The sequence below is a fragment of the uncultured Methanobrevibacter sp. genome (assembly GCF_946184425.1).
Classification (GTDB): Archaea; Methanobacteriota; Methanobacteria; order Methanobacteriales; family Methanobacteriaceae; genus Methanocatella.
In genome coordinates this window covers 1-26,408 of the sequence record NZ_CAMHFP010000030.1, presented here as the reverse complement: position 1 = coordinate 26,408, position 26,408 = coordinate 1, and the positions used below count along the sequence as shown (strand labels likewise).

Here is a 26,408-nt window from a genome sequence, read left to right as displayed (position 1 = left end):
TCATAATCAACATCATTTACATTGAATATAACCTTTCCATAATTGACCAAATTGCCGTACTGGTCTTTAACAAATGCAGTAATGTTTCCGAGTATTCCATCATAAGTAATATTCAAAGTTAAGAGAGTATTGACTTCATTTAATATTGTAAATGCCTTGATACATGCAACTTGTGAGTAATAATTATGTAGTGAATATGAAAATGTCAAATCATATAAATCCATCCAATTGACACCGTCATAACTTACATAAGACATTTTAGGCCCATAAACTATTTTATTTAAAGATGATTTTTCAGAAATCGGGAAATGGACTCCCTCTTCAGATGATATATTGAATATTACTTCAAAGACATCACCCTTTTTAAGAGGAATCAAATGATCCAAATTAATGGTATAATAACCGGCTTTTGAAATTCCATTTTGAACATAAACCAGGTCATCATTCAAATAGATAGAAGCAGTCCAATTGGTAAGCTTTTCAAAGTATGTTGAAATGGCCGCCAGATATTCATCATCACTTGCGGTGAATACATTTTTATACCACACACTTTTTGTAGAATTGATGAAATAACCAGTCATTCCAGATATATCATACTGGTAATTTTTATCATATTTCAATGTATCATTTAGGATAAATGTATATGCACCATTACTGATACCCGGCTTTGCAAAAACTTCATCATAATATGAAACATAGAAATACCCGTTATCTCCCCAGGAAGGAGACCAGCTGTTTCTTACAATCCATGCCCCATCGCCTTTAATATAATCGCTCCATGCAAAATTAGTTTTGGAGTAATTGTCATCCCAACCAACAATTGTAACCGCATGATTGGATGGTGTACGTGAATAACAGTAATAAGCATTGTTATTGCTATTATAAAACTTATTTTCATAGTACATTGAAGTTCCAACAGCACCATACTTCATTAAAGCTTCCTTAATTGCATCGTTATCAGTATAATTGTTGCGAGTTAAAAATATAACATTTTGAATGTGAAAAATACTGTTCAATATAGGGGACAGTACTGATTTATCATCAAATAAATCATCATTTTCACTGACAGGACCAAGCCAGCTTACAAGATATCCCCATGGCATATAGTCATATCCGCCATCATTTGTCTCAATCGTCCAGCCATAGTCAGAAAATAAAGCAGCAATATTTTTCATATTTTCCTCAGACAGGTCATAAGAATTTCCAGTAGCTTTAATCAGGCAGGATTCCAGAACTGAAATTGCTGTAAATGCCCAACAGTTACCACTTTTCTGCTGATCTTTAACAACAGTGACAAGTTTTTCATCTATTAAACTGAATTTATCAGGAATTGAATCGAATTGAGTGTTGTTAACCTTAACTAATGTGTAATTCCCATCACCAATAACTATGTTCAAATTGTTTAGTTCATATACATCACTTTGAATTTTTGCAGCATTTCCATCAAACTTATTGAATGGTTGAATAGGTGATTTAATCTTGTTTAATAATGAGTAAATAGCACCCGCACAATTGGATGCTATGTTATTATTGAATTTATTTGACCTTATTTGAAGGTTGGTTGAATTATCAATGAACAATGCACCGCCATCTACGGCGCTGTTAAAGTTTAGTGTTGAACTGACCAATAAAAAGCTTCCATACATATGATAAATGGCGCCACCAGCATATTTGGCAGTATTATTGATGAGAGTTAATGAATTAAGATTTACAGGAGAATTTAAAGTGGTTATTCCTGCTCCAAAAGTTGCAGACGAATTTTCAATGTGTACATCTTTAGCTGTCAGTTCAGATGATTTAATATAAATAGCTCCTCCCGCATCATTTAATGATTGGGATTTGAAAAACTTGGATTTTGAAATCGCAACTTTCACGTTATTTTCACAGGCTATTGCACCACCAAAATTATAAGCAGTATTATTTATGAATATGGAATCAGTAATTTCAAGATTTCCAGCACCCATATATATTGCTCCGCCATAAACAGCAAAATTATTATCAAAAGTACAATTATTAATGTTTACAGCAGCATTCGGATAATCTGAAGATGTTGAAATAGCTCCACCAAAATTATTTCCATATGAATCAAAATCAGACCCATAACCATATGAAAAAATAACATTTGTCAAATTTAATTTTGCCCTATTGACAATGGACAAATCCATAAATGTGACATTATGAACTGCCAATGAATTTGAAACAGTAAAACCTACACCCTCATATCTCACAATGGTTTTATCAACGTCACTTCCGTAGATATTAACCAATTCAATGTTTTTATAAGTATCCAACTCATATTCACCGTTTGCAAGATAAATATTTGAATTGGCCTTAATCCTATCTGATTTTAAAAATTTATATGGATGGTTAATGGATCCATCACCGTCATTTTCAACTGAAGCATTGAAATAATAATCATTTGATGCTTTTAAACAGTAATTTCCATTAACAGGAACTGATAATACTTCCTGTACATTCTCATCATTACTTAAAATAGTTTCATTACCTGTTGCAAAGGCAATTGGAATCATAATTAAAATAAATAATGAAAGAATAAATATTAAATTGACTTTTTTAAACAAAATCATCTCCCACCTAATCATCTGACCCTAATTTTATTGGTTATAATTGATTTTCCATAAATTGTATACATTTTATAAGTACCTTTTTTCAAAGTTAACTTAATATCCTTAAAGGCCACACCCTTTGCATTTGTTTTAGCATAGAATTTTTTACCGTTGATTTTGAATGTGATTATTTTGCCTTTCACGGCTTTTCCTTTAAGATTTACAAGTTTTGCTATGAATCTTGTTTTTTTAGTTTTTATGTTAGATGTGATTTTTGTTGTAAGTACCGGCTTTACAGTTATTTTATTATATACTGTAGTTCCATTATATGTTGCAGATACCTTATAGACATTGGATTTTAAATTAACTGACACAACCGCATAACTATATTTGTTAGTTTTTGCATAATATGTTTTTCCGGCTATGATAAACTTGACAACCTTTCCTTCACCGACAGGCTTTCCATCACTGCCGTAGGCACGTACTTTATAGATGCTTTTAGCACCGAAGTAGTTTACAACATCCTTATTGTACATTAATTTAAGATACATTGTTAACTTATTAGTTGCGTTTTCACCAGTAACTGGATTTATAGCTGTTATGTCATATACTCCCGGCCTTAAATTAATGTTTAATCTTACAATACCATTTGGAAATGTGGTATAGTTATAAATTTTATTGTTAATCTTAAAAAATACTTCAGTGTTGCTTAATGCTTTACCGTTTAAATCTTTAAATATGGCAAAATATTGGGTTCCAGTACCATATAATTTAGTAACATCCTCTGATTCAATAGTAGACAATATTTCGATTGTTGCATTAGTTTGTGAAGGATAATATGAGTCACTGCCTTCAAATCTGATATTAACAGCATATTTTCCTAACGGATAATTTGTATCAACATATATTTTACCTTCATCGTCTGTAACATAAACTGTTTTGACACCGTTAATGTCAACAAGCAGTTCCGCTTTTGAAATAGGTTTGTTTTTAGAGTTGGTCAATGAGGCAATTAATTTGACGTCCCCCACGTAATACTTTACAACATCGACAGAAGTCAAAACAGATTCCAATAAATAATCAGAAACCATAAATGAAGACACAGCTGATGAATCGGAATATTTTTCATTGCCTTCAAATATTGCACTAACTGTATAATTGCCGGGATTGAGTTTACCTATATTTAATGAACCTTTTCCGTCAGAAACTCTGACAGCATATGTTTTACCATTCAATAAAACATTTACTGAACCGGAAATTGTCTCATTTTTATTAGAAGTAAGGCTTACTCTAATAACAACCCTATCATTGCTACTTACATCATTTACTTCAACATCCAAAATTGATCTTGATTGGTTGACAGTTAAAATATAATAAGAGGATGATGCAAGATAATTTTTATCCCCCCCATATACTGCAAAAATTGTATAATTACCTTCATTTAACGGTGAAATGTACCAGCTTGATTGTGAATTGATGACCGGCTTATTTCTTGGAGAATAATAATCTTTCATACTGAATGAAACATTTCCAGTTGCATTTGGACTTAATTTTGCATAAATTCTAATGTTTTCATCTAGATAAACTCCATCAACATATATATCAATAGAAGAACTTGCCTTATTTATCTTAAAGCTGGTGGAATTTCCTGAACTTAAAAAAGTATTATCGCCAAGATAATCTGCAGATATCCTGTATGTACCCACATCAAATCCACCAAATGTCCATGTGGCAATACCGTTTTCAACTTTTGATAATGATTTTAGATTATTTACTGTGAATGAAACATTTCCGGTTGCATTCTCATTCAATTTAGCAACAACAGTAATGCCTTTACCGTAAGTTGTGTCATTGACCGATAATATAATATCAGTTATTAAAGTTTTGATACCAAATTCTGTTTCGACTGTGCTGTTTTTGTGATATTCATCACCCAAATAGATTATTGTTAATTTATGAATGCCACCGGCCAGATTATCCAATTCAAGAATAGCTTGTGAATTTTCAATATCCTTTAAATATTCACCATCATCGATTATGAACTTAATTTGACCAGTTAAATTATCTGCAGTGACTGTAATTATTTCACTCTGACCTAACCCCGCTTCAGATATATCATAACTAAATTTGGAATCAAGTTTATCCACTTTAAATGCAGTAGTTTTACTTTTTGATAACACGCCCTTGATATAGACAGCTTCAACATTATAAATACCGCATTTTAAATTTTCAATTATGAATGATGCTTTACCATTGATAATGTCGACAACATTTGTCAAATTATTTGATACAGTGAAATTAACCTTTCCTGTAATATTTTCTTCAAAAGATGCAACGACAACTATATTTTCACCATAACTTACATTATTGGAAGTTAAATTAAAGTCAATAACTTTTACCAAAATACTTGATACCGCAGTCAGGTTATTGTGAATTGCTATTACAGTATAATTACCACTAGCCAAGTTTAATGGTAAAACAGCCACTCCCAGATTATTAGTAGTAATGTTGAATGTCTGTGAATCAATTTTAATGATTATTGCTTTATTTGGCATTGCCATTCCATTAGCTTCAAATATTTGAGCAGTATAATTAAAATCGTTATATTCCCATGCTGTAATATTATCTGCCATAATCGCATAAGCTTCCGCTTGTCCGATAGTTGTGTTCCAACTTGACTGATTGTAATAATCATCTCCGTTATAAATTACATAGATGTAATTGGTTCCTTCATCAAAGTCAACATCAAAAGTCACCACCCCGTTTTTCAAATTGGATTCATAGTGTTTACGGTTTATGTAAAGACTGATGCTGCCTGTACAGTTATTTGGATTTGTGTTAACTGTTATGGTATTATCTTCAATGTTTACAATAATTGCAGAACTAAATTTTGAAACTTCAAATGATAATGAGTAATTTGCAGGTTTAAATAAATCATTTCCCTTAAAGATCAAATCAACATCATATTTTCCGCTGCTCAGATTAGCAAGTATGAATTCTGAAGTTTTATTTTTTATAAATACTGTGCTGTTTACCCCGTTGATTGAAATAATTAATTCACCTGTGAAATTATTTGTTGAATTAATTTTTAATATTGCATTTTGACCTACAGAAATATTTTCGCATTCAGCATCAAACGCCACATTAAATTTATTTACATTTAAAATAACACTTGCATTGTTCGGATTATAATACTGATTTCCCATCAACCCAACAGTAATATTATATTCGCCGTCTCTGAAATTTGTAAAGTTTATTAAATTATTTCCGTTTTTTAAATAAATAACCTGCTTTAATATACCGTTAATATACAGGTTTGCAGGGCCCTGAACATCCTTACAGTTTAAATTAACAGTGATTGAAAAATTTTGACCTACCATAACATCATCAATATCATCAATTTTCAAATCTATATCCCTTTTTTTGACAACAATGCCTACCTGTTTGAATGATTTGGAATATACATCACTTCCATCATAAGTTAATTTCAGTTCATAATCACCAGGAATCAATTTTGAAAATGTTGCAGTGCCACTTCCTCGGCTTATTGTAATGTTTTGAATTTCCCCATTTAATGAACATTTGACAACACCATTAACATTTTTGGAATTTTCATCTTTTAAAACGACATTGACAACCAGATTTTCATCGAAATAAATTTCACTGGCAACATCAACACTGAGGGTTGTGTTTACTTTTCCAACATCAATTTGAATTGTCTGATTAAACCGGTAAAAACCGACATTTACTTCATATGATCCTTTAGTTTGAGTACTGTTAAAATTATATACATATAATCCATTAGCAGGCAATCGTTTTTGAGATTGATTGTCTGAGGTAAAAATTAAGTTAAATGGAAGCTGAAGGATTGTCTGATTAGAGTTACTTAATCTCCAGGAAGCTACAATATCAATATTTTGACCCATATCCAAATTACAATATTTAGGTGATATATCTAAAACAATCCAAGATGTAGCTTTATCAAAATTAATGCTTTTTGTAGTGCTTGGATTATTATTACTGCCCCACCAGTTATTATCGATATGGACAGAATTACCCCCATTTAAAAATACATCTTTGACAACCTTATTAAATCCTATATTGTCAATAAATAGATTATAAGTTAAATTCAAATCTCCAATATTATAAATTGTAGGGCATCCTTCATATTCAGAGTTAGGTTGTTTGTAATATCCTGTGTTATTCCTAAATATATTGCATGTAGCTATCAATGACCCTGAATTGAAAACATTACCATATATATAGTTAAAGTCATATCTCTCAATTGTGTTATTTTCTATAATTGAATTTGATAAAGTCATAACTCCACTATTAAAAATAGCTGAACCCATAGATTCTTCTTTTGTATATGTGTCCGCTATAGTGGAATTATCAATTATTGCCAATCCCGCATTGTAAATTGCTGAACCCCTACTAAATTTATTTCCACTGGATTTGGTAAATGAAGAGTTATTTATTACTAGATTACCACTAGAGTATATTGCTGATCCAAAACCATAATGACCGTCACCGGAATCCATTGATGAACCTATAAATTGTGAGTTGAAAACAGACAGATTACCCAGGTTACTAATAGAAGCACCGTAAACATCTCCAGAAGAACCGTGACTAATATTATTATTAATAAATTGGCAATTTTCAATTATCACTTCAGCATTATTGATTTCCAATGCTGCCCCATAAACATTGTCGGAACTACCATCAATATTCTTATTTTTAAATGCATTGATGAATTTTATGTTTTTAAATGTTACTTTTACATCATCTTTGATTATAAATAAGTAGTTTTTATTTGCACCATCTATTTTAGTATTTGTATCGCCAATAAAGCTAATTGATTTATCGATGGTTATTTTAGTATTTTTTAAACCACCATAAGTACCATTTGCCAGGTATACTGTATCATCCTTATTTGCTACTTTAACAGCATTACTTATGGTTTTTAGTGAATCATCCCATGTTTGACCATTATTTTTATCATTCCCATGCAGATTATCAACATAAATTGAATCCTGGGTACTTTCAGTTAAGTTAAAATCATTCACATCATTTGAATTAGAAGCACAAACGAAACTGACCGATGACAATATAATTATAATCAAACCAATCAACATAATCTGTTTAAAATTCAATGTCAAAACCCCGATATTAAATTATATTTTAATAAAATTATCCATTATACTTTAAATTATATAAAACAGATTATATAAAATTATCTAAAAAAAAGAGTTTTGAAAAAAGAAAAAAAAGAATTAGTCATAAGACTAATTAAACTATTCAATTATTTGTTCTTTACGTCTATAGCCAACAATTAATAAAATTAATGCCGCAACAATGAAAAATATTGGTGGAATAAACTTTTCATCATGTTCCATCAATTCTTCAATTTCATAAGCTTTTTTACTTACACTATCTGATCCGTCCTGTGAAGCTCCTGATTGAGAACCTGTTAACGGATTGCTGGAAACTCCAACTGAAGCTGTTGAAGATGAATTTGAAACTATAGCCAAATTATTTCCATCAATGTTGTCATTGACCTTTTCAGAATCTGAAAAGACTTCGTTATCAATATTTGAATCCTGACTAATTACATCTGAACTTTCAGCATCACTTTCACCCATATCAAAAGATGCCCCATCATTAATGAACCCCGTTATTTCATCATCAGATTGCTGAATAACACCACTTAAATCAGCGAATCCAGGGATTAATGGATGTTCAGTGGTTGTTTGTTGTGATTTACCTGGAATATTATTAGTATTGATTATGTCTGAACTACCAGAATCATAAATATTAATGAGTGACTCGCCATCAACCTTATTCCTTGATGAATAATAGTCAATTGCCCTTATAACACGATTGTCATAGTCTTCACTATATTCATGAAGCCCATTGCCTTTACTATATGCATTATCACCATTGCTTACTCCGTCATTATATGATACCAATATATTGTTTGAAATAACAGAATCATGAGAATCCAATATATACACTGCATAATATCCATCAGTAACGGCAAAGTTATCCTTTATTTCAAATGCATGATCTCCCGCTATACTTTGACGGTAACTAATTGCATAAAGATTGTCATTTATACCAACATTATCAACACTGTGAACTTCGATTTCATTATTATTGATTTCAGAGTAGGTGTCTTGAGATTCAATACCTGTAACTAAAGCCCAATCATGCACTCCGGCCAGGCCTGTTACGTTTATTTTATTATAAGTAACATAGATATATGTTTCACCAAAAAAGTTTTGGGAATATACACCAATATTAGGACCATTTGAAAATGAATATAAATTATTTCTTGTAATATTCACTTCTGAAGCAGGACCTGAAACCTGAATTGGGTAAGCAGTACCTAAAGCTAATTTTCCTCCTGTTGTAACCATTGAAATCTTATTTCCAATAATCTTTAAATTATCAACGCCATGTACATCAATTCCATATAAGTAATTTTCAATACCTGGATATGTGACAAAATCACTCATATAAATTGAATTATTGGATACCAATACATTATTTGAACGACTTATCATAAAACCGCCCAAAGTTGGATATTTAACAGCAGGCCGTTTGTTTACTTCTGAAACTATGGTGTTGTTATTAAATATAAACCCATCACAGTTTTCAATTCCTACTGAAAATACATAATCCGAATCAATATTAGCATCCTGAGTTATATAATTAACGTCTTTAAGAGGAAGTGAAGTTCTAATTGTATTGTTTTCCATTATTGCATCATAAGAATTTATTAATTTAACAGCACAATTATATTTATCAAGATTAGCATTGTGTCCTTCAAAATATATGGTTGAATTAATGATTTTAAGATTATCTGTCGGATTTTTACTAACATCAGCAAGAATAGCATACGCTTCCACATCATTAGGGACAATATAATTGATGGATAAATTTACTAAATTTAAATCATTACCACTAAAAAGAATTGCTGAACCTTTATTTTTAGCAACCGGTTTAGTCAAATCAAAATTCAAATTTTTTAGCGTAATATTTTTTCCGCCGAGCTCAAATACAGTATTTCTTAAGAAAGCATCTGAACCTATTATGGAAACATCATTCCTGTTGATTACTAACTGACCCATATTATCAAAGTCACCAGAAAATATTAACTTCTTACCTTCATACTTGTTATCTAAAACACCATTGGTAAAATAATTTCCAATATTTGATGAATAAACATATATATGTTCATTATCGACCAAATCCGGCAAATCTGGCTTTTCACTTTGGGAGTCAGACAATATTACATTACTAGAATCAATTGATTGAACTGAATCAGTTAAATCATTAGCAATTGATACAGTAGTGTTGATATTGTCAACGTCTTTAGCTGAAATGACAGTAATATTCATTAATATCAAAATTATTGCTAAAATCAATAATTTCTTATTAATACCTATCCTTTCACCTCCTTTAATCATACCTTCTATAATTAAAGGTTATTAGATATTATATAAAAAATAGTTAATAAAGTTATCTTTACTAATAAATCAATTAAGTCAAAAAAATAAGGAAATGTTAGAGAAAAATACTCCAACATTTAATATTTCAATTTTATTTAATTACAATGTTTAATTTTTTAGTCACAGCTTTATATGTGTTGTCTCCTGCAAAATTAACTACACCAATGAATTTTCCTTTTTTAGTCAATTTGACGGTGAATTTAGCAACACCATTTGCATTGGTTTTAGCTTTGTAAGTTTTACCGTTGACTTTTAAAGTAATCAATTTACCAGCTTTGAGGAAATATTTGCCGTTGTATTGGTTTTTAATAGTTTTTAATGTTACAGAAACAACTTTTGATTTGGCATTTGCTTTGAATACCTTGTTAGGTGCAACAATTGAAGTCGGTTTTTTAGTAATAACCGCTACAGCAGATCCAAGAGATGCCTCGTATTTATCATCACCTAAAAATGACAGTGCATAAGTGTATGAGTTTGCAGTAACTAAACTGATTGGCAAACCAGCTTTACCTTCTGAATCGGTAGTCACATTATAAATAGAACTGAGAACTACAATTTGAACTGTTTTGTTAGCTAATGGATTGCCGTTTATATCAGTTAAAGTAGCATAGAACATTCCACCTCTTTCACCAACATAGAAATCATTAGCGACACGAGTGAATGTTTTTTCAACATTAATAATGGTACCTATTCTTTCTTGAATTACTGGAGCTTCAATGCTGAATGATTTACTTTCGCTTACAGCATTGAATGCATCATTGCCTTCGTAAATTGCTACAATACTGTGATTTCCAGATGAAATGTTGTTTAATGTGAAGTTTGCAATTGAATTTACTAATGGTATGATGTTTTCAACACCATCAACAATTATTTTGACATTTCCAGTAGCATTAACCACACTAACAGTTACTTTCAAGTCATCACCAAGAGCAACATCATTATTGCTTACAGTGATAACAGGAGTTGTTTTATTTAAAATAAATGATTTATATACATAATCATGAGTATAAACATTATCCCCATCATAAACAACAAAAATAGTGTGAATACCACTAGTTAATTTGTCAACTGTGATTGAACCTAAACCATTTAATAACTCGACTACTTTAGATACTCCATCTACAACAACAGTTACATTATCGTTAATGTCCTTAACAGTAACATTGACAACCAAATCCTGACCTATTACCGGAGTGTCATAAATCAAGTCCATTTCTGGAGAAATTTTACCAACATTAAAAGTTAAAACTGATTCATCAGGAGTATATGCAGCATTACCCTCGTATTTTACAACAATAACATGTGTTCCTTCAGTAATTTTTTCAATTGTATACTTAGCACTTCCATTAACCAATTCAATTATCTGAGCATCCTTATCATCAACTAAAACAGTGACATTATCATTGATGTCTCCAACTGAAATATTAAGTATTACATCCTGACCAATAACAGGAGCATCATAATCAACTAACACTTTAGATTCAGTTTTATTCAATGTAAATGATTTGAAAGCATAACTTCCTTCCAATTCATCACTAGATTCCAGTATAGCTACAATACTATGAGTGCCTGCAGCAACATTTTTAATAGTATATTTCGCTTTGACATTGGAAATTTGTCCATCAATCAGATCATATTCAAAGTCAATAGGATGCTGCTGTCCATCAACAATCAGCAATACCGGAGTTTCCGGAATTAAAGAAATACCATCCGGAAGAATATTTAAAAATACAGAAACTTCGAGATCTTCGCCAGCGACAGGTTCAGTGTAATTTATATCAAGTGAAGTTTCATATTTGTATTTAGTAACTGTAACTGACTTTTCTGCACTACTATATAAACTGTCACCTTCATACACTGCAGTTAATATATACTGACCTGCAGGAATCAATTCCAATGAAAAATCAGCTGTTCCATTTACAACATTTAATTTAGTTCTTTGTCCATTAAATAAAACATAAACATTTCCTTTTGCATTAGGGTCAATAGTTACAGTTCCGGTGACCTTGTCATCAAAGTAATAATATTTATCAGTTGTTAAGTTAACTGTTAAATTGACATTCAGAGGGAAGTTATCTGCAATATGATTAGTTTCCTGCTTATATTTAACTGCATCATTTCCACTGGATTTAGCTGAATACAGAATATTATCAGATACATTATTATTAGCACCATTTCCTAAATCAATAGCATAATCACCGTTTGAATAAATATGGTTATTGACAATAGTATTATCACTGGAACTAACTTTAACTGTACCATTAATTTCATTTCCAGACAAGTTAATGTTTTTCGCTCTTATGGTCACATCTCCAATTAATACATTGTCAGTTACTTGCGCATTAGTACCACTAATAGTTATAACACCATTTACAATATTGTCATAAGCTTGACCGTTAGCACCACTTACTGTTAAACCACCAACAGTGTTGTTGTATGCAACCGCATCAGCAGGAACAGTCATGGCTTTGGTGACAGTGTTGTTATATGCTGTTGATCTGGCACCAATAGATAAAGTTCCGGAAACAGTGTTATTATACACTATTGAATCAGGAAGTACACTCATAGATGCACCACCAATTAATACATTATTGCAGAATGTATTATTAGGTGAAGCGGATGTACCATATTGAGTAGTAATACCTACACCCACATAATCAATGAAGTTATTTTCAATCCTGTTATATGCACCTGAAACAACAAGTGCCCAACAGATTCCAGCCGCTTTTGAAGGACCATAAATTTTATTGTTTGTGATATTGTTATGACAATTTGCAACAACACCTGAAGGAATATTTACGTTGAAAGTGGTTAAATAAATCATGTTTCCTACATTTCCCTCAACGACCACAGTGTTGTTATCAAAAGTACAGTAATCAGCCCAAGCCATTACCAGTGAACTTGAACCTCCATTGTTTCTTGTGTAGAAATAACTATTTTTAACAGTCACATAAGTGGAATTTTCCCTTACAGAAGTAGCACCTACACCTGAACCGACTCTTTGGTCTTCAATTACATTACTTATATTGTCCAAAACAACATGATGCGCATTAGCAATCCATAACTGAGTGTTATGTAAATTGATTCCTGTAATATTTGAGTATGAACCGTTGTAACTTATTGCAAAACGGGCTCCAGGGTCTTCACCAAAATAACTTCCAGCAGTTGTATTTAAATCAATTACACAGTCATGAGTTGATGAAATAATATTTACAGGTTTATTTAAATCAAAGTATGCTCGGGCACTGCCTATATAACCTTGGAAATCTAAAGTTGTTCCAGGTTCAACATAATCAAAGAATTTACCTCCATCATACTGATTGAAGTAGTACATGAAATTGTCGGCAGTTACAATATTATTCAATTCCATGAATACTGAGCAATTTGTAGGATTAAACATATCATTTCCAGGGAAAGTAACGTTTACTTCATTAATCACATCAGTTTTTTCAATAGGAATTATAATCTTTTTATCAACTACATTCAAAATTTCACTTTTACCATTGACAGTGACATTTAATGAAGTTATATTAACAGCATTAGGAAGATTAATGAGAATCATGCTTTTGTCATCATTTCTGTGTATGGTGGAGTAAATGGCCAAATCCTGTTTTTCTAAAACATTAAAAGATATAACTGTAGCGAAATATCCCCAGTTATCGTCACCATAGTAGATGACTTGAAGTCTGTTTCTGCCAATAGAATAATTTTCAAATTTAAAAGATGCTGCACCGTTCACTAAAGTCTGATTATAATTTTCATGGTTTGTTTCATCGACAAGTTCCATATTTACAATTCCTGTTGCCTCACCCAAGTTAATGCCTATGCTGAAATCCTGACCGAAATAAATCTCTTCAGGGATAATAGTATTGGCCATAACATTAAAGGAGGAACTCATTGTAAATCCTTTAAATTTATCATCACCTGAATAAGTAATTGAATACCTATTACTTCCATAGGAATATTTAGAGAAATTTTGAATGGCTTTACCATTTTCCAATCTCTGTTTATAATCAATACCTCCAAGTGTAACTGTTATATTACCTGTTGCATTATATAAATTAATATCCAGATATGGAATTTGACCATAATAACCGGCATTTGCAACAACATCCGCCCTTGCATAAACATATTTGGTAGTTGAAACAGGTTTATAATAATCATCACCGGAATATGAAATTCTTACTTGATTGCTATTATAATTATATTCAGTTATTTCCTGTGTGAAAATACCCCCGACTAAAGTACCGACATATTCTTTACCTGCAACAGTGAATGTTACATTACCTGTCGCATTATTGAAATTTGCAGTAATGACCATCACTTCTCCAAAATGAATTTCAGGAGCATCGATTGTATATGATGGTGTGACTGTACCGGCTTTTAAGGTATCCTCAGGATAATTATCAGCATGTTTTATCTTATCAGCTGTATCGTCAGCACTAATACCCAGTTTAGAATCATAATTTACATCTTCACCAATAGCGATATCATCACCACTAGCGTTAATTTCTCCCACATCTGAAGCACTTAATTTTAAGTCTTCAGTTACACCAACTACATTATCGTCTGCAGTCGTATTATCGGAAGCTGCACTCACAGCTCCAAATGAGATTATAGCCAGTAAAACTAAAGTAACCAGCATGAATTTATTAACTTTCAAAATAAAAATCTCCATTTCAATTTAATTGTTATATTATCCAATAGAATAAATACAATAGTATATCTTTATAAATTAATATTTAAAATTTATCTATTACAATTGATAATTATATAAATGCTATGAAAATCAAAATTAAAAGTGATGAAAGGTTGTTATTGTTTAATTATCCATGTAAAAGCTACTACGGAAATCAAAATAGGAAAAAAACTAGGAAAAATTAAATTTGAAAAAGGCTATTACGTATATGTTGGTTCTGCCATGAATTCACTTGAATCAAGACTTAACAGACATTTAAGTGATGAAAAAAAGATGCATTGGCATGTAGATTACCTTCTGAAACAATCTGAAATCGTTGAAATAATCTATAACGAGTCAACTAAAAAAATAGAATGTGACCTATCCGAATATATCTCAACAAAATCCAAAGGAATAACCGATTTTGGATGTTCCGATTGTGAATGTGAAAGTCACCTATATTATTTTAAAACAAAAAAAGAAGCTATTGAATGTGTTTTAAAAGCCTATGATTCAATAGCCATGGATTGCACATACTTTAAAATATAAAACCCTGTTTTTTCTTGTGCCTATATGATATTTCAAATGAATTTAGGGCCAGATTTTTTAAAACTTCCCTATCTTCATCAGTAATTCCTACAACATTTTCCCAATCTTTTTCCAAGGCTGAAATTTCATCTAAAATACCCAAACCTTTTTCGGTCAATGAACAATCATACTCCAAACCATTTCCAGGACTTAAATCGATTTCAATCAAACCTATTTTCTCCAATTTTTGGTATTTTTTCAAATACAAATCCAAATGCATATTAAACAGACCATCTTTTTTAGCCTTTTCAAATTGCTTAATACGAATACGCTTATGATGAGGTTTTTCATGCTTTTTAACCTGTTTTAACAGTTTAATTTGACGTTCATGTAAAAAAATGCTTAAGTTCTCTCGAACATAAGTCATTTTGGACTCTTCAATAACACCCACTAATGAGGATGCATCCATTTTGGCCACTGCATTTTTGTGAGGATGTGCCATATTACCACCTATTTCATCTGGCCGAATAATCCTCTCATAATACCTTTTGTAACCTCACGAGCCACCGTATTTGCCGCTTGTGATGCTGCCTTTTCAGCCATTTTTTGGGCTTCGGATTTTTTAGCTCTTTTACCTTTTGTCGGTTGAGTTCCACCCATGACAGTTCCAATAATATCTCCCAAACCAAATGCCGGTTTTTCCTGTGGAACTTCTGATTTTTGTTCGATTGCTTCTTCAATAGCCTCTTTAGTTTCAGGCATTACTTCACTTTCAAGATTAGAGTCGGAATCTATTTTATTCAATAATAATTCATAAGCGGATTCAGGGTCTACAGGTTCCCAATATCTACTTTTGAGTTCTGACAGATTAATTAATTCAGATCTCATTGAATCATCAATAGCTCCAATATAACTTTGCGGAGGTACAATGTCCACTTTTTCAACAATTCCAGGAACACCGTTTTCATCCAAAACAGATACTAAAGCCTGTCCGATTCCAAGTTCTGATATTACATCTTCTGTTTTGAATTCAGGATTAAGCCTGAATGTTTCCGCAGCTACTTTTACTGCCTTTTGGTCTTTTGGAGTGTATGCATGAAGTGCATGTTGAACTCTGTTACCTAACTGCGCCAAAATGTCATCCGGAATATCTGCAGGTGATTGGGATATGAAATATAATCCAACACCTTTTGAACGGATAAGCCTTACAATCTGTTCAATTTTTTTGCCGAATTCCGGTGACATATCATCAAACAATAAATGAGCCTCATCAAAGAAGAATACGAATTTAGGTTTGTCCATATCCCCAACTTCAGGTAAATTTTCAAATAAGCTGGATAACATCCAAAGAAGGAATGTGGAGTATATTTCAGGTGAAAGAGATAATTTTTGAGAATCTAAAATATTAATAATTCCTTTTCCGTTTTCATCAACTCTGATGAAATCATTCAAATCTAAAGCAGGTTCAAAGAAAAAGTCATTTCCGCCTTGGTCTTCAAGAGTGATTAAACTCCTCAAAATTGTATTTGCTGATTTTTCAGCAATTGCACCATATTCACTTTCGTATTGCGCCTTATTTTCAACAACGTGATTAATCATTGCTTTTAAATCTTTCAAATCAATTATTGGTAAAGAATTATTATCCGCTACTCTAAATACTATATTTAAAACACCTTGTTGAGCTTCAGACACATTTAAAATCTTTCCTAAAAGTACCGGACCCATTTCAGATAATGTAACTCTTACAGGAAGACCTTTTTCACCAAATAAATCCCAAAATTCAACAGGATAATCCTGATATTTGAATCCTTTAGATGCAAGATTATACTTATCAACATTGGCTTTGATTTTTTCAGTTTCAGAACCTATTTTTGCAAGTCCTGAGATATCTCCTTTCATATCCGCCAAAAATACAGGAACTCCCATATCTGAAAATGATTCAGCTAGAGTTTTAAGTGTGATTGTCTTACCTGTTCCTGTTGCACCGGCAATCAAACCGTGACGGTTAGCCATTTTAGGAAGTAAATTCACCCATATGTTTTCATTGCAACCAACTAAGATTTTATCTTCTGCATACATTCTATTCACCCATTTTCTATTTTTTTAATTAACCAATTAGATTTTTTAACAAAATTTTGCCTATTATGAGCTTTAGCAATTCGTTTTATTGCATCCAAATTTTTTACAAAATTATCCAGCCATGAAAAAATATCTCCAGGATATACCTGAATCTGATATTTTCTAAATAACTTATTTGATATATCTTGAGGATCCTTGCCTTTAAGTCTTTCGTGAACAATCACTTCAGAAATTCCCCTCTGCATACATTGACAAAACGGCCTGTCCTGACATTTGCATTGCATAAAATCACTCTGAAGAGCAATTAATGCATCCTGGAATTTTTTATCAACCTTTTCTATTGCTTCACCTGAAGATATGATATCTAAAGTTGATTCAGCAAATAATCTTGTAGAAAATTTAATTTTAAGAGCATTGGCTATCTGATTATGAATAACACTTGACAAATATGCATTTTCAAACATTTCCAAATCCATTGCCATTGCCAATATCAAAACTTTCAGTTTATCATATTTGTCTTTTTTCTTATACATTGGAGATAATCCGACATAATGTTTGAGATAATTATAATCATTTAAAGTATTTTTAATAAACTCCGCATCTTCAATTGATAAAAATGATACTGACACAGCTCTTCCATATTTAGTTACTGTCAATCTGTTGTTAGGGCTTCTGTCAATCAGACCCAAATCTTCCATCTCATCTATAGCTATCTTGATACTTACTGGAACATCAATATTTTTATAAAACTTATTCAGCTCATCAATTGACTTTATGGAGGTTGAAGATATATCAGCTAAAATTTGCTCATATGCAGAGTCTTCATCATATTCAATGAACACATCTTCACTATTGCTTTCCAAAAGATCCAATGCCATTGCCTCTTCTGATTCCCCCTGAAAATCATTTCCAACCTCAGGCAGCAAATAAACTATACCCCGGTCATGATAGGAAGGCCTTCCGGCACGGCCAAGCATCTGTGAAAATTCATTCGGATTAATCCACTTGTTTCCCATGACCAATGAATCAAATATTACCTGTGAAGCCGGAAAATCAACACCTGCCGCCAATGCTGCAGTGGTGACAACACATGAAATTTTGCCTTTATCAAAATCCTTTTCTATCTTTTCCTTTTTATAATATGACAAACCCGCATGGTAAGCTTTTGCATTGACACGTTTATTCATTAAAAAATTAGCAATCTGATGAGTTTTACGCCTTGAATTAGTAAATATTATAGTTTGTCCTCTAAAACCTTTTTTAGATTTGGTATTAAACTCTTTTTTAGCTAATCTCTGCATAATATGTCTTTTTTGAGATTCATTTCGGACATAAACCAAATGCCTCTCAAGAGGAACCGGTCTTTCATCATATTTGACCAGTTTCATATTGAACTCAGAAGCCAAAAATTCAGGATTTTTTACGGTTGCAGACAACCCAATAATTTGAGTTTTAGGATATAAATGTTTTAACCGTTTTATCAAACCGTTCAATCTTGTTCCACGGTCTTCATCATCAATCATATGAATTTCATCTATTAAAACAACACCCAAATCTGAAAGACTGCCAGAATTGCCGTTTCTTAAAAGATAATCTATTCCTTCATATGTTGCAACAACAATATCCGATGATGAAACATCCGAATCGGGAAGATTCAACTCACCTTTTGCCTTGACACGATTTCTTCCAACTTTGATAGCAACTTTAAGACCGAGCCTGGAATACTTCTTTTTAAAATCACGATATTTCTGGTTTGCAAGAGCAACCAATGGAGTTAAAAATACAAATTTTTTGCCTTTTAAAGCCTCCACAATTCCTGCAAGCTCACCAACCAGTGTCTTTCCAGAACCGGTAGCACTTACTACAAGCAAATCTTCTCCTTTCAGAAGACCTTCCTTTATCGCCAAATATTGAACCGGTAATAACTTAGTGTTTCCAGAGTCCAAAAGCACCTTTTTAAAGTTTTTAGGAATCTTCAGTCTTTTCATATCAACTGGAGGAACAATATGTCTTGATTTTCGGGTTTTATCAAACAATGTCAATTTTCTGTTTTTAATCGGATCAAAGTGAGGGTCCAAAACGGACAGTGTCTTTTCCAGACTTCCGGTTTTTTCCAAAGTCTTTTTAAGATTTCTGAAAATTGCCTTGTCAAATCCTTGCATTTTCAGCTCATTTTTAATTGTATCATGAGCACATTCCTTACAGATCAACTGATTATTATATCTATATGAATAGTCTGAGTTCACAATGGTGATATTTCCATCAAATGCACAGTAATCACAAACATGAGTGTGCCTTACTTTAATGTTTTGTGATTTCAGGAAATTTTCCACATTTTCATCTTTTGTAGCTAGAAAAACAGCCTGTGAACGTAATAATTTAATAACTTCCCCTGGAGGAAGGAGTTTTTCATTCAATGTTGAATTGTCATTGAAATTATAATCGGCAACAAACCTTGAAATGGACAATGAATCCCCTTCATGAGAAAACTTGATATTTCCTACAAATTCAGGTTCCCTTCTGTGATTCAAGGCACCTTTCGGAGAACCGATAGGATATAATCTCCACTGTTTTTTAACTTTCTTTAAAACTAGCATTGTATTAAACTATATCTTTAATTGTTAATAAGTTTTTAAAAAAAAGTAATCGGAAATATGTTGGATAGCAAAGATTTTTAACTTACAGAATACCTTGATAAAACAGAGAAATACTTTAAAATAAATGCAATAATGAAACAAAGTTTGTATTTAATCACACATGAATGTGAATAAAATCTTTTATATAGGAATTGTCTAAAAAAAGAAAAGATGTAGGTAGTACCTACATTAAATTTTAAATTATTCCAAGTTTTTTTGCGGTCAGTTCATCGACTTTACCGGTTACCTTCAAATGATTATTCATTTGGAACTTTTTAACAGCAAGAACAGTGTAATCATCATAGATTCCGTCGATTTTTAAGTGATTGCCCTGAGCATTTCGATAATAACCATGCTTAATCAATGCGACCTGTATCTTTTTAACAAGTGCACTATTCTTACTTCCTTTTTGAACAACCTGCCAGACAGAATTAACCTTAATAGTGGCCTTTTTTACTACCTTATTATAATAGTTGTTTCCTTTAAAGGTTATGACTGCATTATATGTGCCTTTTTTAGTCAATTGAGTAATTTTGAATATAGCTTTACCGTTAGCATCTGTTTTTGCAAAATAAGTCTTACCGTTGACTTTTAAACTAACAACTACATTCTTGAGTACTTTACCTGTGAAGTCTTTTAAGATTACAGGATACAATTTGACTTTAACAGAGGACTTATATACTTTGTTTAATGCAGTGATTCTGACGTTTGCCTTTTGAACAACAACTTTAGCAGATGCACTGGATCCAAGATATTTATTATTTCCTGCAAAGGTTATTTTTGCAGTGTATGTTTTTGGAACCATCTTGCCCATAATAATTTTAACCTGACCTTTACTGTCTGTTGTGTAAACTTTAGCACCGTTCAAATTAACAGTTATCTTTACACCAGCCAAAGGATTACCCTCACCATCTTTCAATGTAATTAAAAGATATTTATTGACACTGTAGGTAACTTTCACATCAGCGGCAGATAACACAGTGGAAACCTTATCTACACGGATTGTTGTATTTTTTGAAGCAGAATTATATTTGCCATCACCTGAGTAATCTATTTCAAGAGCGTGGTTTCCAGCACTCATTGGAGGAATTGTGACATCAGCACTTCCATCTTTTAAAGGTACGGTGTCTACAACATTTCCGTCAACTTTAACTGTGACATTACCAGTAGCATCTTCAGGCAAGACCACATTAACAGTTGAATTATCACCGACAGTAATGATTTCAGGAATAGAAACATCAATAGTTGGATTATGTTTATTTACAGTTACAGTGATTGTGGTTGAGTTTTCAGCGTATACTCCATCACCACCAACTGTTAAAGTGATTTTAGCAGTACCTTCTTTAACAGCAGTGACAACACCATTCTCAACAGTTACAACACCGGAATTATCAGGAACATAAGTGACATTTAAACCTTCAGGAGCAGTAACAGGCACAACAGCAGCACTATCACCAACATTCAACTCCATATCTTCAGCACTAACACTAGCATCCCTCAAACTAACAGTAACAGCAATAGTCTTGTTTTCAGCTGCACTATACTTGTCATCACCAGCAAATGAAACAGTAATATTGGCTTTACCCGCACCAACAGCTTTAACATTACCTTTAGCATCAACACTCACAACAGATGAATTACTGGAAGTAAAAGTAACATTACCAGCATCAGCAGGAGACAAAGTAGCATTAATCTTGACCTCATCACCAACCTTCATATCAACACTATTAACATCAACATCAATAGAAGTATCAACTTTAGTAACAGTCACAGTAACATTCTTACTTTCAGCAGCCGCATACTTATCATCACCAAAGAAACTAACAGTAATAACCGCAGTACCATCACCAACAGCAATAAGCTCACCAATACCATTAACAGTAACAACACTCACATCACTGGAAGTATAATCAAGCTCACCAGCATCAGCAGGAGACAAAGTAGCATTAATCTTGACCTCATCACCAACCTTCATATCAACATTATCAACATCAACACTAATAGAAGTAGGAATCTTTTTGACAGTTACATTAACATCAGTTGTATTTAAGGCGTAAACTCCGTCACCGCCAACACTAACTTTAACAGTAGCAGTTCCTTCTTTTAAAGCAGTAACAACACCATTCTCATCAACACTAACAACACCAGAATTATCAGGAGTAAATGTTACACCTAAACCTTCAGGAGAAGTAGTAACAACAACAATGAACTCATCACCAACTAACAAATCCAAAGTAGCATTATTTACACTGACACTTGCTTCATTTAATGTAACAGTAACTGCAATAGTCTTATTTTCAGCAGCAGCATACTTATCGTCACCAGCAAAGCTTACAGTAATGTTTGCACTACCTTCAGCCAAAGCTTTAATCTTACCGTTTTCAACAACAGCAACACTAGAATTACTGGAAGTGTAAGACACATTACCCACATCAGCAGGAGTCAAACTAGCACCGGCAGCAATTTCTTCATTTACTTTCATATCAACAGTTGAATTAGCAAGACTGATTTCAGTAGGAATCTTTTTAACAGTAACAGTAACATCAGTTGTATTTAAGGCGTAAACTCCGTCACCGCCAACACTAACTTTAACAGTAGCAGTTCCTTCTTTTAAAGCAGTAACAACACCATTCTCATCAACACTAACAACACCAGAATTATCAGGAGTAAATGTTACACCTAAACCTTCAGGAGAAGTAGTAACAACAACAATGAACTCATCACCAACTAACAAATCCAAAGTAGCATTATTTACACTGACACTTGCTTCATTTAATGTAACAGTAACTGCAATAGTCTTATTTTCAGCAGCAGCATACTTATCGTCACCAGCAAAGCTTACAGTAATGTTTGCACTACCTTCAGCCAAAGCTTTAATCTTACCGTTTTCAACAACAGCAACACTAGAATTACTGGAAGTGTAAGACACATTACCCACATCAGCAGGAGTCAAACTAGCACCGGCAGCAATTTCTTCATTTACTTTCATATCAACAGTTGAATTAGCAACACTGATTTCAGTAGGAATCTTTTTAACAGTAACAGTAACATCAATAGATTTAAATTCGTAAACACCGTCACCACCAACACTAACTCTAACACTACCTTCTCCTTCTTTTAAAGCAGTAACCTTACCGTTTTCATCTACACTGATAACACCAGAATTATCAGGAGTAAATGTAACATTCAAACCTTCAGGAACAGTATTCACAGTAAGAGTATAGTAATCACCAACAAACAAGTCCAAAGTAGAATTATCTACACTGAGACTTGCATCATTTAAACTAACATTAACAGTAATAGTCTTATTCTCAGCAGTAGCATATTTATTATCACCTGCGAAGCTTACTGTAATGTTTGCACTTCCTTCACCAACAGCAATGATCTTGTCGTCTTTAACGATAGCAACACTAGAATTACTGGAAGTGTAAGTCACATTACCAGCATCAGCAGGAGTTAAACTAGCACCAGCATCAATCTCATCATTAACTTTCAAATCAACAGTTGAATTAGCAATACTGATTTCAGTAGGAATCTTTTTGACAGTTAAAGTAAAAGTCTTGTTTTCAGCGGCAGCATACTTGTCATTACCTGCAAAGCCCGCAGTAACATTGGCGTTTCCTTCACCAACACATTCAATTACAATTCCCCTATCAATATAAGCTTTAACAACGCTTTCGTTAGTGGAAGTAACTGTATATTCTAAATTCTCCCTAATAGTCGAACCAGTATTTGAATCAACAAGTATGTAGCGTAAAGTAAATTTATTACCAACTCTCAACACGGGAATAAGAATATCATCAATTGCAGTAGGTATTTTTACATTAACGCTAACATTGGTTGAATTTATAGCATAAACCTTGTCATCACCAACAGTTACAACAATAGTTGCATTACCTGCGCCGACAGCGGTGACTTTACCATCACTGTCAACAGTTACAACAGACTTATTAGTGGAAGAGTATGAGACGTTCAAACCACTAGGAACTGTGGTAGCTTCCAAATCAAAAGTGCCTTTGACAAGTAAATTCAAAGTATCATTGTTTACACTGACACTTGCATCAGCTAATGCAACATTAACCACAATGGTCTTATTCTCAGCAGCAGAGTAATTATCATTACCTGCAAAGCTTACAGTAATATTAGCACTTCCAGCAGCCAAAGCTTTAATCTTACCGTTTACAACAACAGCAACACTAGAATTGCTTGAAGTATAAGTCACATTACCTGCAGAAGTAGGATTTAAAGTAGCACCAGATTCAATTTCATCATTAGCTTTCAAATTAACAGTTGAATTAGCAATTTTAATTTCAGTAGGTATTTTCGGATCATTAATTGTAAAGGAGACTGTATTTGATGCAGTTTCAAATTTACCTGTTACAGTTGCACTACCTGCTTCTTTAGCAGTGTAGGTTATTTTTTCACCTATTAAAGCAGAAGTTTTATCCAGCTCACCGAGTGTCTGGGATAAATCCAAAGTAATGTTCATTTTTGATGCATCATAAGGGTACCCATTATAATTAGAGTCAATTGCGTTTAATCCAAAAGTGATTTGTGAGCTTTGACCCACATCAAACATGAAAGGTGGTTCAGCATATAAAAACAGCCAGTTTACCAAATCGATTCCAACATTTTCAGGTTCATTCATGAAATTTGTATAATTGTTTCCAAACCAGTTATCCTTAGCAGTAATCTTTCCGTCAGTAACATTTATAATATGGTTAACATCATTATTCAGGAATACAGAGTCTTGAATATAATTATTACCTGAGTCCTTAAGAATGTAAATCACATTGTTTCCAGTGTTATTTATGAATTTTCCAGTAATATTCACATCAGAAATTCCCTCAAAGAAGTAGTTCGCTGCACCACCATCGGTAGCATTAGATCCTGTTGCAGAGTTGCCTATGAAGTTTCCAGATATGGAAACATTAGTCATTGTTTCATAAAATGCGTTAGCTCCACCACCACATTGTCCACCACTGCCCTTTGCAGTGTTGTTAATGAAATCTCCGATTATATTAACATTATTAACAGAGTCAAAACAATTTGCTCCACCATCCTCACTAGCAATGTTATTTATAAATACGGAAGTCAAATTAGACTTAGTAAATGTATCAAAAAATCTGATTGCCCCACCACGTTTTGCAGAGTTATTTTTAAATGTGGAATTTATAACTGAATCAGAAACCATACGCCAATATATTGCACCTCCATTTGCAGATGCAGCGTTATTTTCAAATGTGGAATTTATAACTGAATTAGAAACCCCAGCACCAACATATATTGCACCTCCACTTGCAGCAGATGCAGCGTTATTTTCAAATGTGGAATTTATAACTGAATTAGAAACCCCAGCACCAACATATATTGCACCACCACCATAACGGGCAGTGTTATTTATAAATTTAGCAATTATAACTGAATTGGACAATTTATTATTAAATTTAATTGCAGCACCCTGGCCGCTTACTTTTCCATTCTTGAAAGTTAAACCTGTGATATTCATGGAATTGACGTTAACATTCAAAATTCTTCCTTGTCCTTGCGCATCAAAAATCGCTTCACCGTCACCGTATTTTTCGAAAGTCAAATTCTTATCAACAGTTAAACCAATATTACCAGAACCAGTGTATGTTCCGGCTGCAATTTTGATTTTATCACCATCACTCGCAGAATCCAATGCTTCGGCCAATGTTACAAATGCATTTGCCTCATTTTTTCCGTTACCGCTGGAAGATTTGCTTCCATCAACATACCATGTAGGTGGCTCTTTTACAATCGGATTATTTTCATAAACATATTCACAATCTTCATAGTCACCAGAATCATCATGGTAACGTAAAACAAGATTATAGCTTCCAGGAGTTAACTTAACTTTAGTACTAAATCCCAACGCTCCACCAGGATCCAAAGTAGCATATACTCTATCATTGAGACATACAGAAATTGTACCTTTCTCGATGACATCATCATTTGAATCACGCATACTACCAGAGACATCTAAAGCCCCATTTCTATCCACATAAACATTAACTGGTGTTATTCTAGTTCCAGTAGCACCAAGCACATCAGAGTCTGAATTTTCAACACTCAAAATTTCTTTTTCACCGGCAGCGCTGGATTTAACAGCATTTCCCAATACCGCTTCGCTGTCGGAATCATCTTTATTCAAATCATCTATTGCATTAACATCATTGGAAACAGCAATTTGCTTCTCCCCAATTTCGGATAACGCAACCGTTTCGTTGCTATCATCCAAATCCGCTGCACTAACAGCAGACATTGATATTAATGCAATGAATAAAAAAAGTAAAATAAATATTTTTTTGTTCATTTTTTACACCTTAATACTAATATATTCAATTTTTTAAAAAAAAAAATCAATATATAATAATATTTTATT

General features: G+C 32.7%; 9 protein-coding genes. 1 reads left to right on the top strand and 8 read right to left on the bottom strand.

Annotated elements, in window-relative coordinates; genetic code table 11:
• The 4 genes from Q0P94_RS07375 to Q0P94_RS07360 form a co-directional block, all read right to left on the bottom strand.
• The coding region (locus tag Q0P94_RS07375; protein WP_295115240.1) for a C1 family peptidase at positions 1-2,582 on the bottom strand (2,582 nt) is incomplete at its 3' end.
• 17 nt (positions 2,583-2,599) lie between these two features.
• Positions 2,600-7,720, bottom strand: a complete 5,121-nt coding sequence (locus tag Q0P94_RS07370; RefSeq protein WP_295115238.1) for an Ig-like domain repeat protein — start codon at positions 7,718-7,720, stop codon at positions 2,600-2,602.
• A gap of 141 nt (positions 7,721-7,861) precedes the next feature.
• Positions 7,862-10,039 carry a hypothetical protein gene (locus tag Q0P94_RS07365; protein ID WP_295115236.1) on the bottom strand — a complete coding sequence of 726 codons (2,178 nt, stop codon included), beginning with the start codon at positions 10,037-10,039 and terminating at the stop codon, positions 7,862-7,864.
• A gap of 133 nt (positions 10,040-10,172) precedes the next feature.
• Positions 10,173-14,744: an Ig-like domain-containing protein gene (locus Q0P94_RS07360; protein ID WP_295115234.1), complete on the bottom strand. Its 4,572-nt coding sequence runs from the start codon at positions 14,742-14,744 to the stop codon at positions 10,173-10,175.
• 141 nt (positions 14,745-14,885) lie between these two features.
• Here Q0P94_RS07360 and Q0P94_RS07355 point away from each other — a divergent pair, with 141 nt between their 5' ends.
• Positions 14,886-15,308, top strand: coding sequence for a DUF123 domain-containing protein (locus tag Q0P94_RS07355; protein WP_295115242.1), 423 nt, complete (start codon positions 14,886-14,888; stop codon positions 15,306-15,308).
• Here Q0P94_RS07355 and Q0P94_RS07350 read toward each other — a convergent pair.
• The 4 genes from Q0P94_RS07350 to Q0P94_RS07335 all read right to left on the bottom strand — a co-directional run bounded on the left by Q0P94_RS07350 (position 15,298) and on the right by Q0P94_RS07335 (position 26,339).
• The gene (locus tag Q0P94_RS07350) at positions 15,298-15,789 is read right to left on the bottom strand and encodes a hypothetical protein (protein ID WP_295115232.1); all 492 of its coding nucleotides are present in this window, start codon (positions 15,787-15,789) and stop codon (positions 15,298-15,300) included. The genes Q0P94_RS07355 and Q0P94_RS07350 overlap by 11 nt on opposite strands.
• Positions 15,790-15,797: 8 nt before the next feature.
• Positions 15,798-17,366 carry a helicase HerA-like domain-containing protein gene (locus Q0P94_RS07345; RefSeq protein WP_295115230.1) on the bottom strand — a complete coding sequence of 523 codons (1,569 nt, stop codon included), beginning with the start codon at positions 17,364-17,366 and terminating at the stop codon, positions 15,798-15,800.
• A gap of 5 nt (positions 17,367-17,371) precedes the next feature.
• Positions 17,372-19,963 carry a DEAD/DEAH box helicase gene (locus Q0P94_RS07340; protein ID WP_295115228.1) on the bottom strand — a complete coding sequence of 864 codons (2,592 nt, stop codon included), beginning with the start codon at positions 19,961-19,963 and terminating at the stop codon, positions 17,372-17,374.
• 235 nt (positions 19,964-20,198) lie between these two features.
• Positions 20,199-26,339 (bottom strand): Ig-like domain-containing protein, encoded by a 6,141-nt coding sequence (locus Q0P94_RS07335; protein ID WP_295115225.1) that lies wholly within the window; start codon positions 26,337-26,339, stop codon positions 20,199-20,201.
• Positions 26,340-26,408: the final 69 nt, after the last annotated feature.

What these genes read in the sequence shown, in the direction of transcription:
- Q0P94_RS07345 (WP_295115230.1), bottom strand. Translation starts at nt 17,366, where the DNA reads ATGTATGCAGAAGATAAAATCTTAGTTGGTTGCAATGAAAACATATGG.
- Q0P94_RS07340 (WP_295115228.1), bottom strand. Translation starts at nt 19,963, where the DNA reads ATGCTAGTTTTAAAGAAAGTTAAAAAACAGTGGAGATTATATCCTATC.
- Q0P94_RS07355 (WP_295115242.1), top strand. Translation starts at nt 14,886, where the DNA reads ATGAAAGGTTGTTATTGTTTAATTATCCATGTAAAAGCTACTACGGAA.
- Q0P94_RS07350 (WP_295115232.1), bottom strand. Translation starts at nt 15,789, where the DNA reads ATGGCACATCCTCACAAAAATGCAGTGGCCAAAATGGATGCATCCTCA.
- Q0P94_RS07365 (WP_295115236.1), bottom strand. Translation starts at nt 10,039, where the DNA reads ATGATTAAAGGAGGTGAAAGGATAGGTATTAATAAGAAATTATTGATT.
- Q0P94_RS07335 (WP_295115225.1), bottom strand. Translation starts at nt 26,339, where the DNA reads ATGAACAAAAAAATATTTATTTTACTTTTTTTATTCATTGCATTAATA.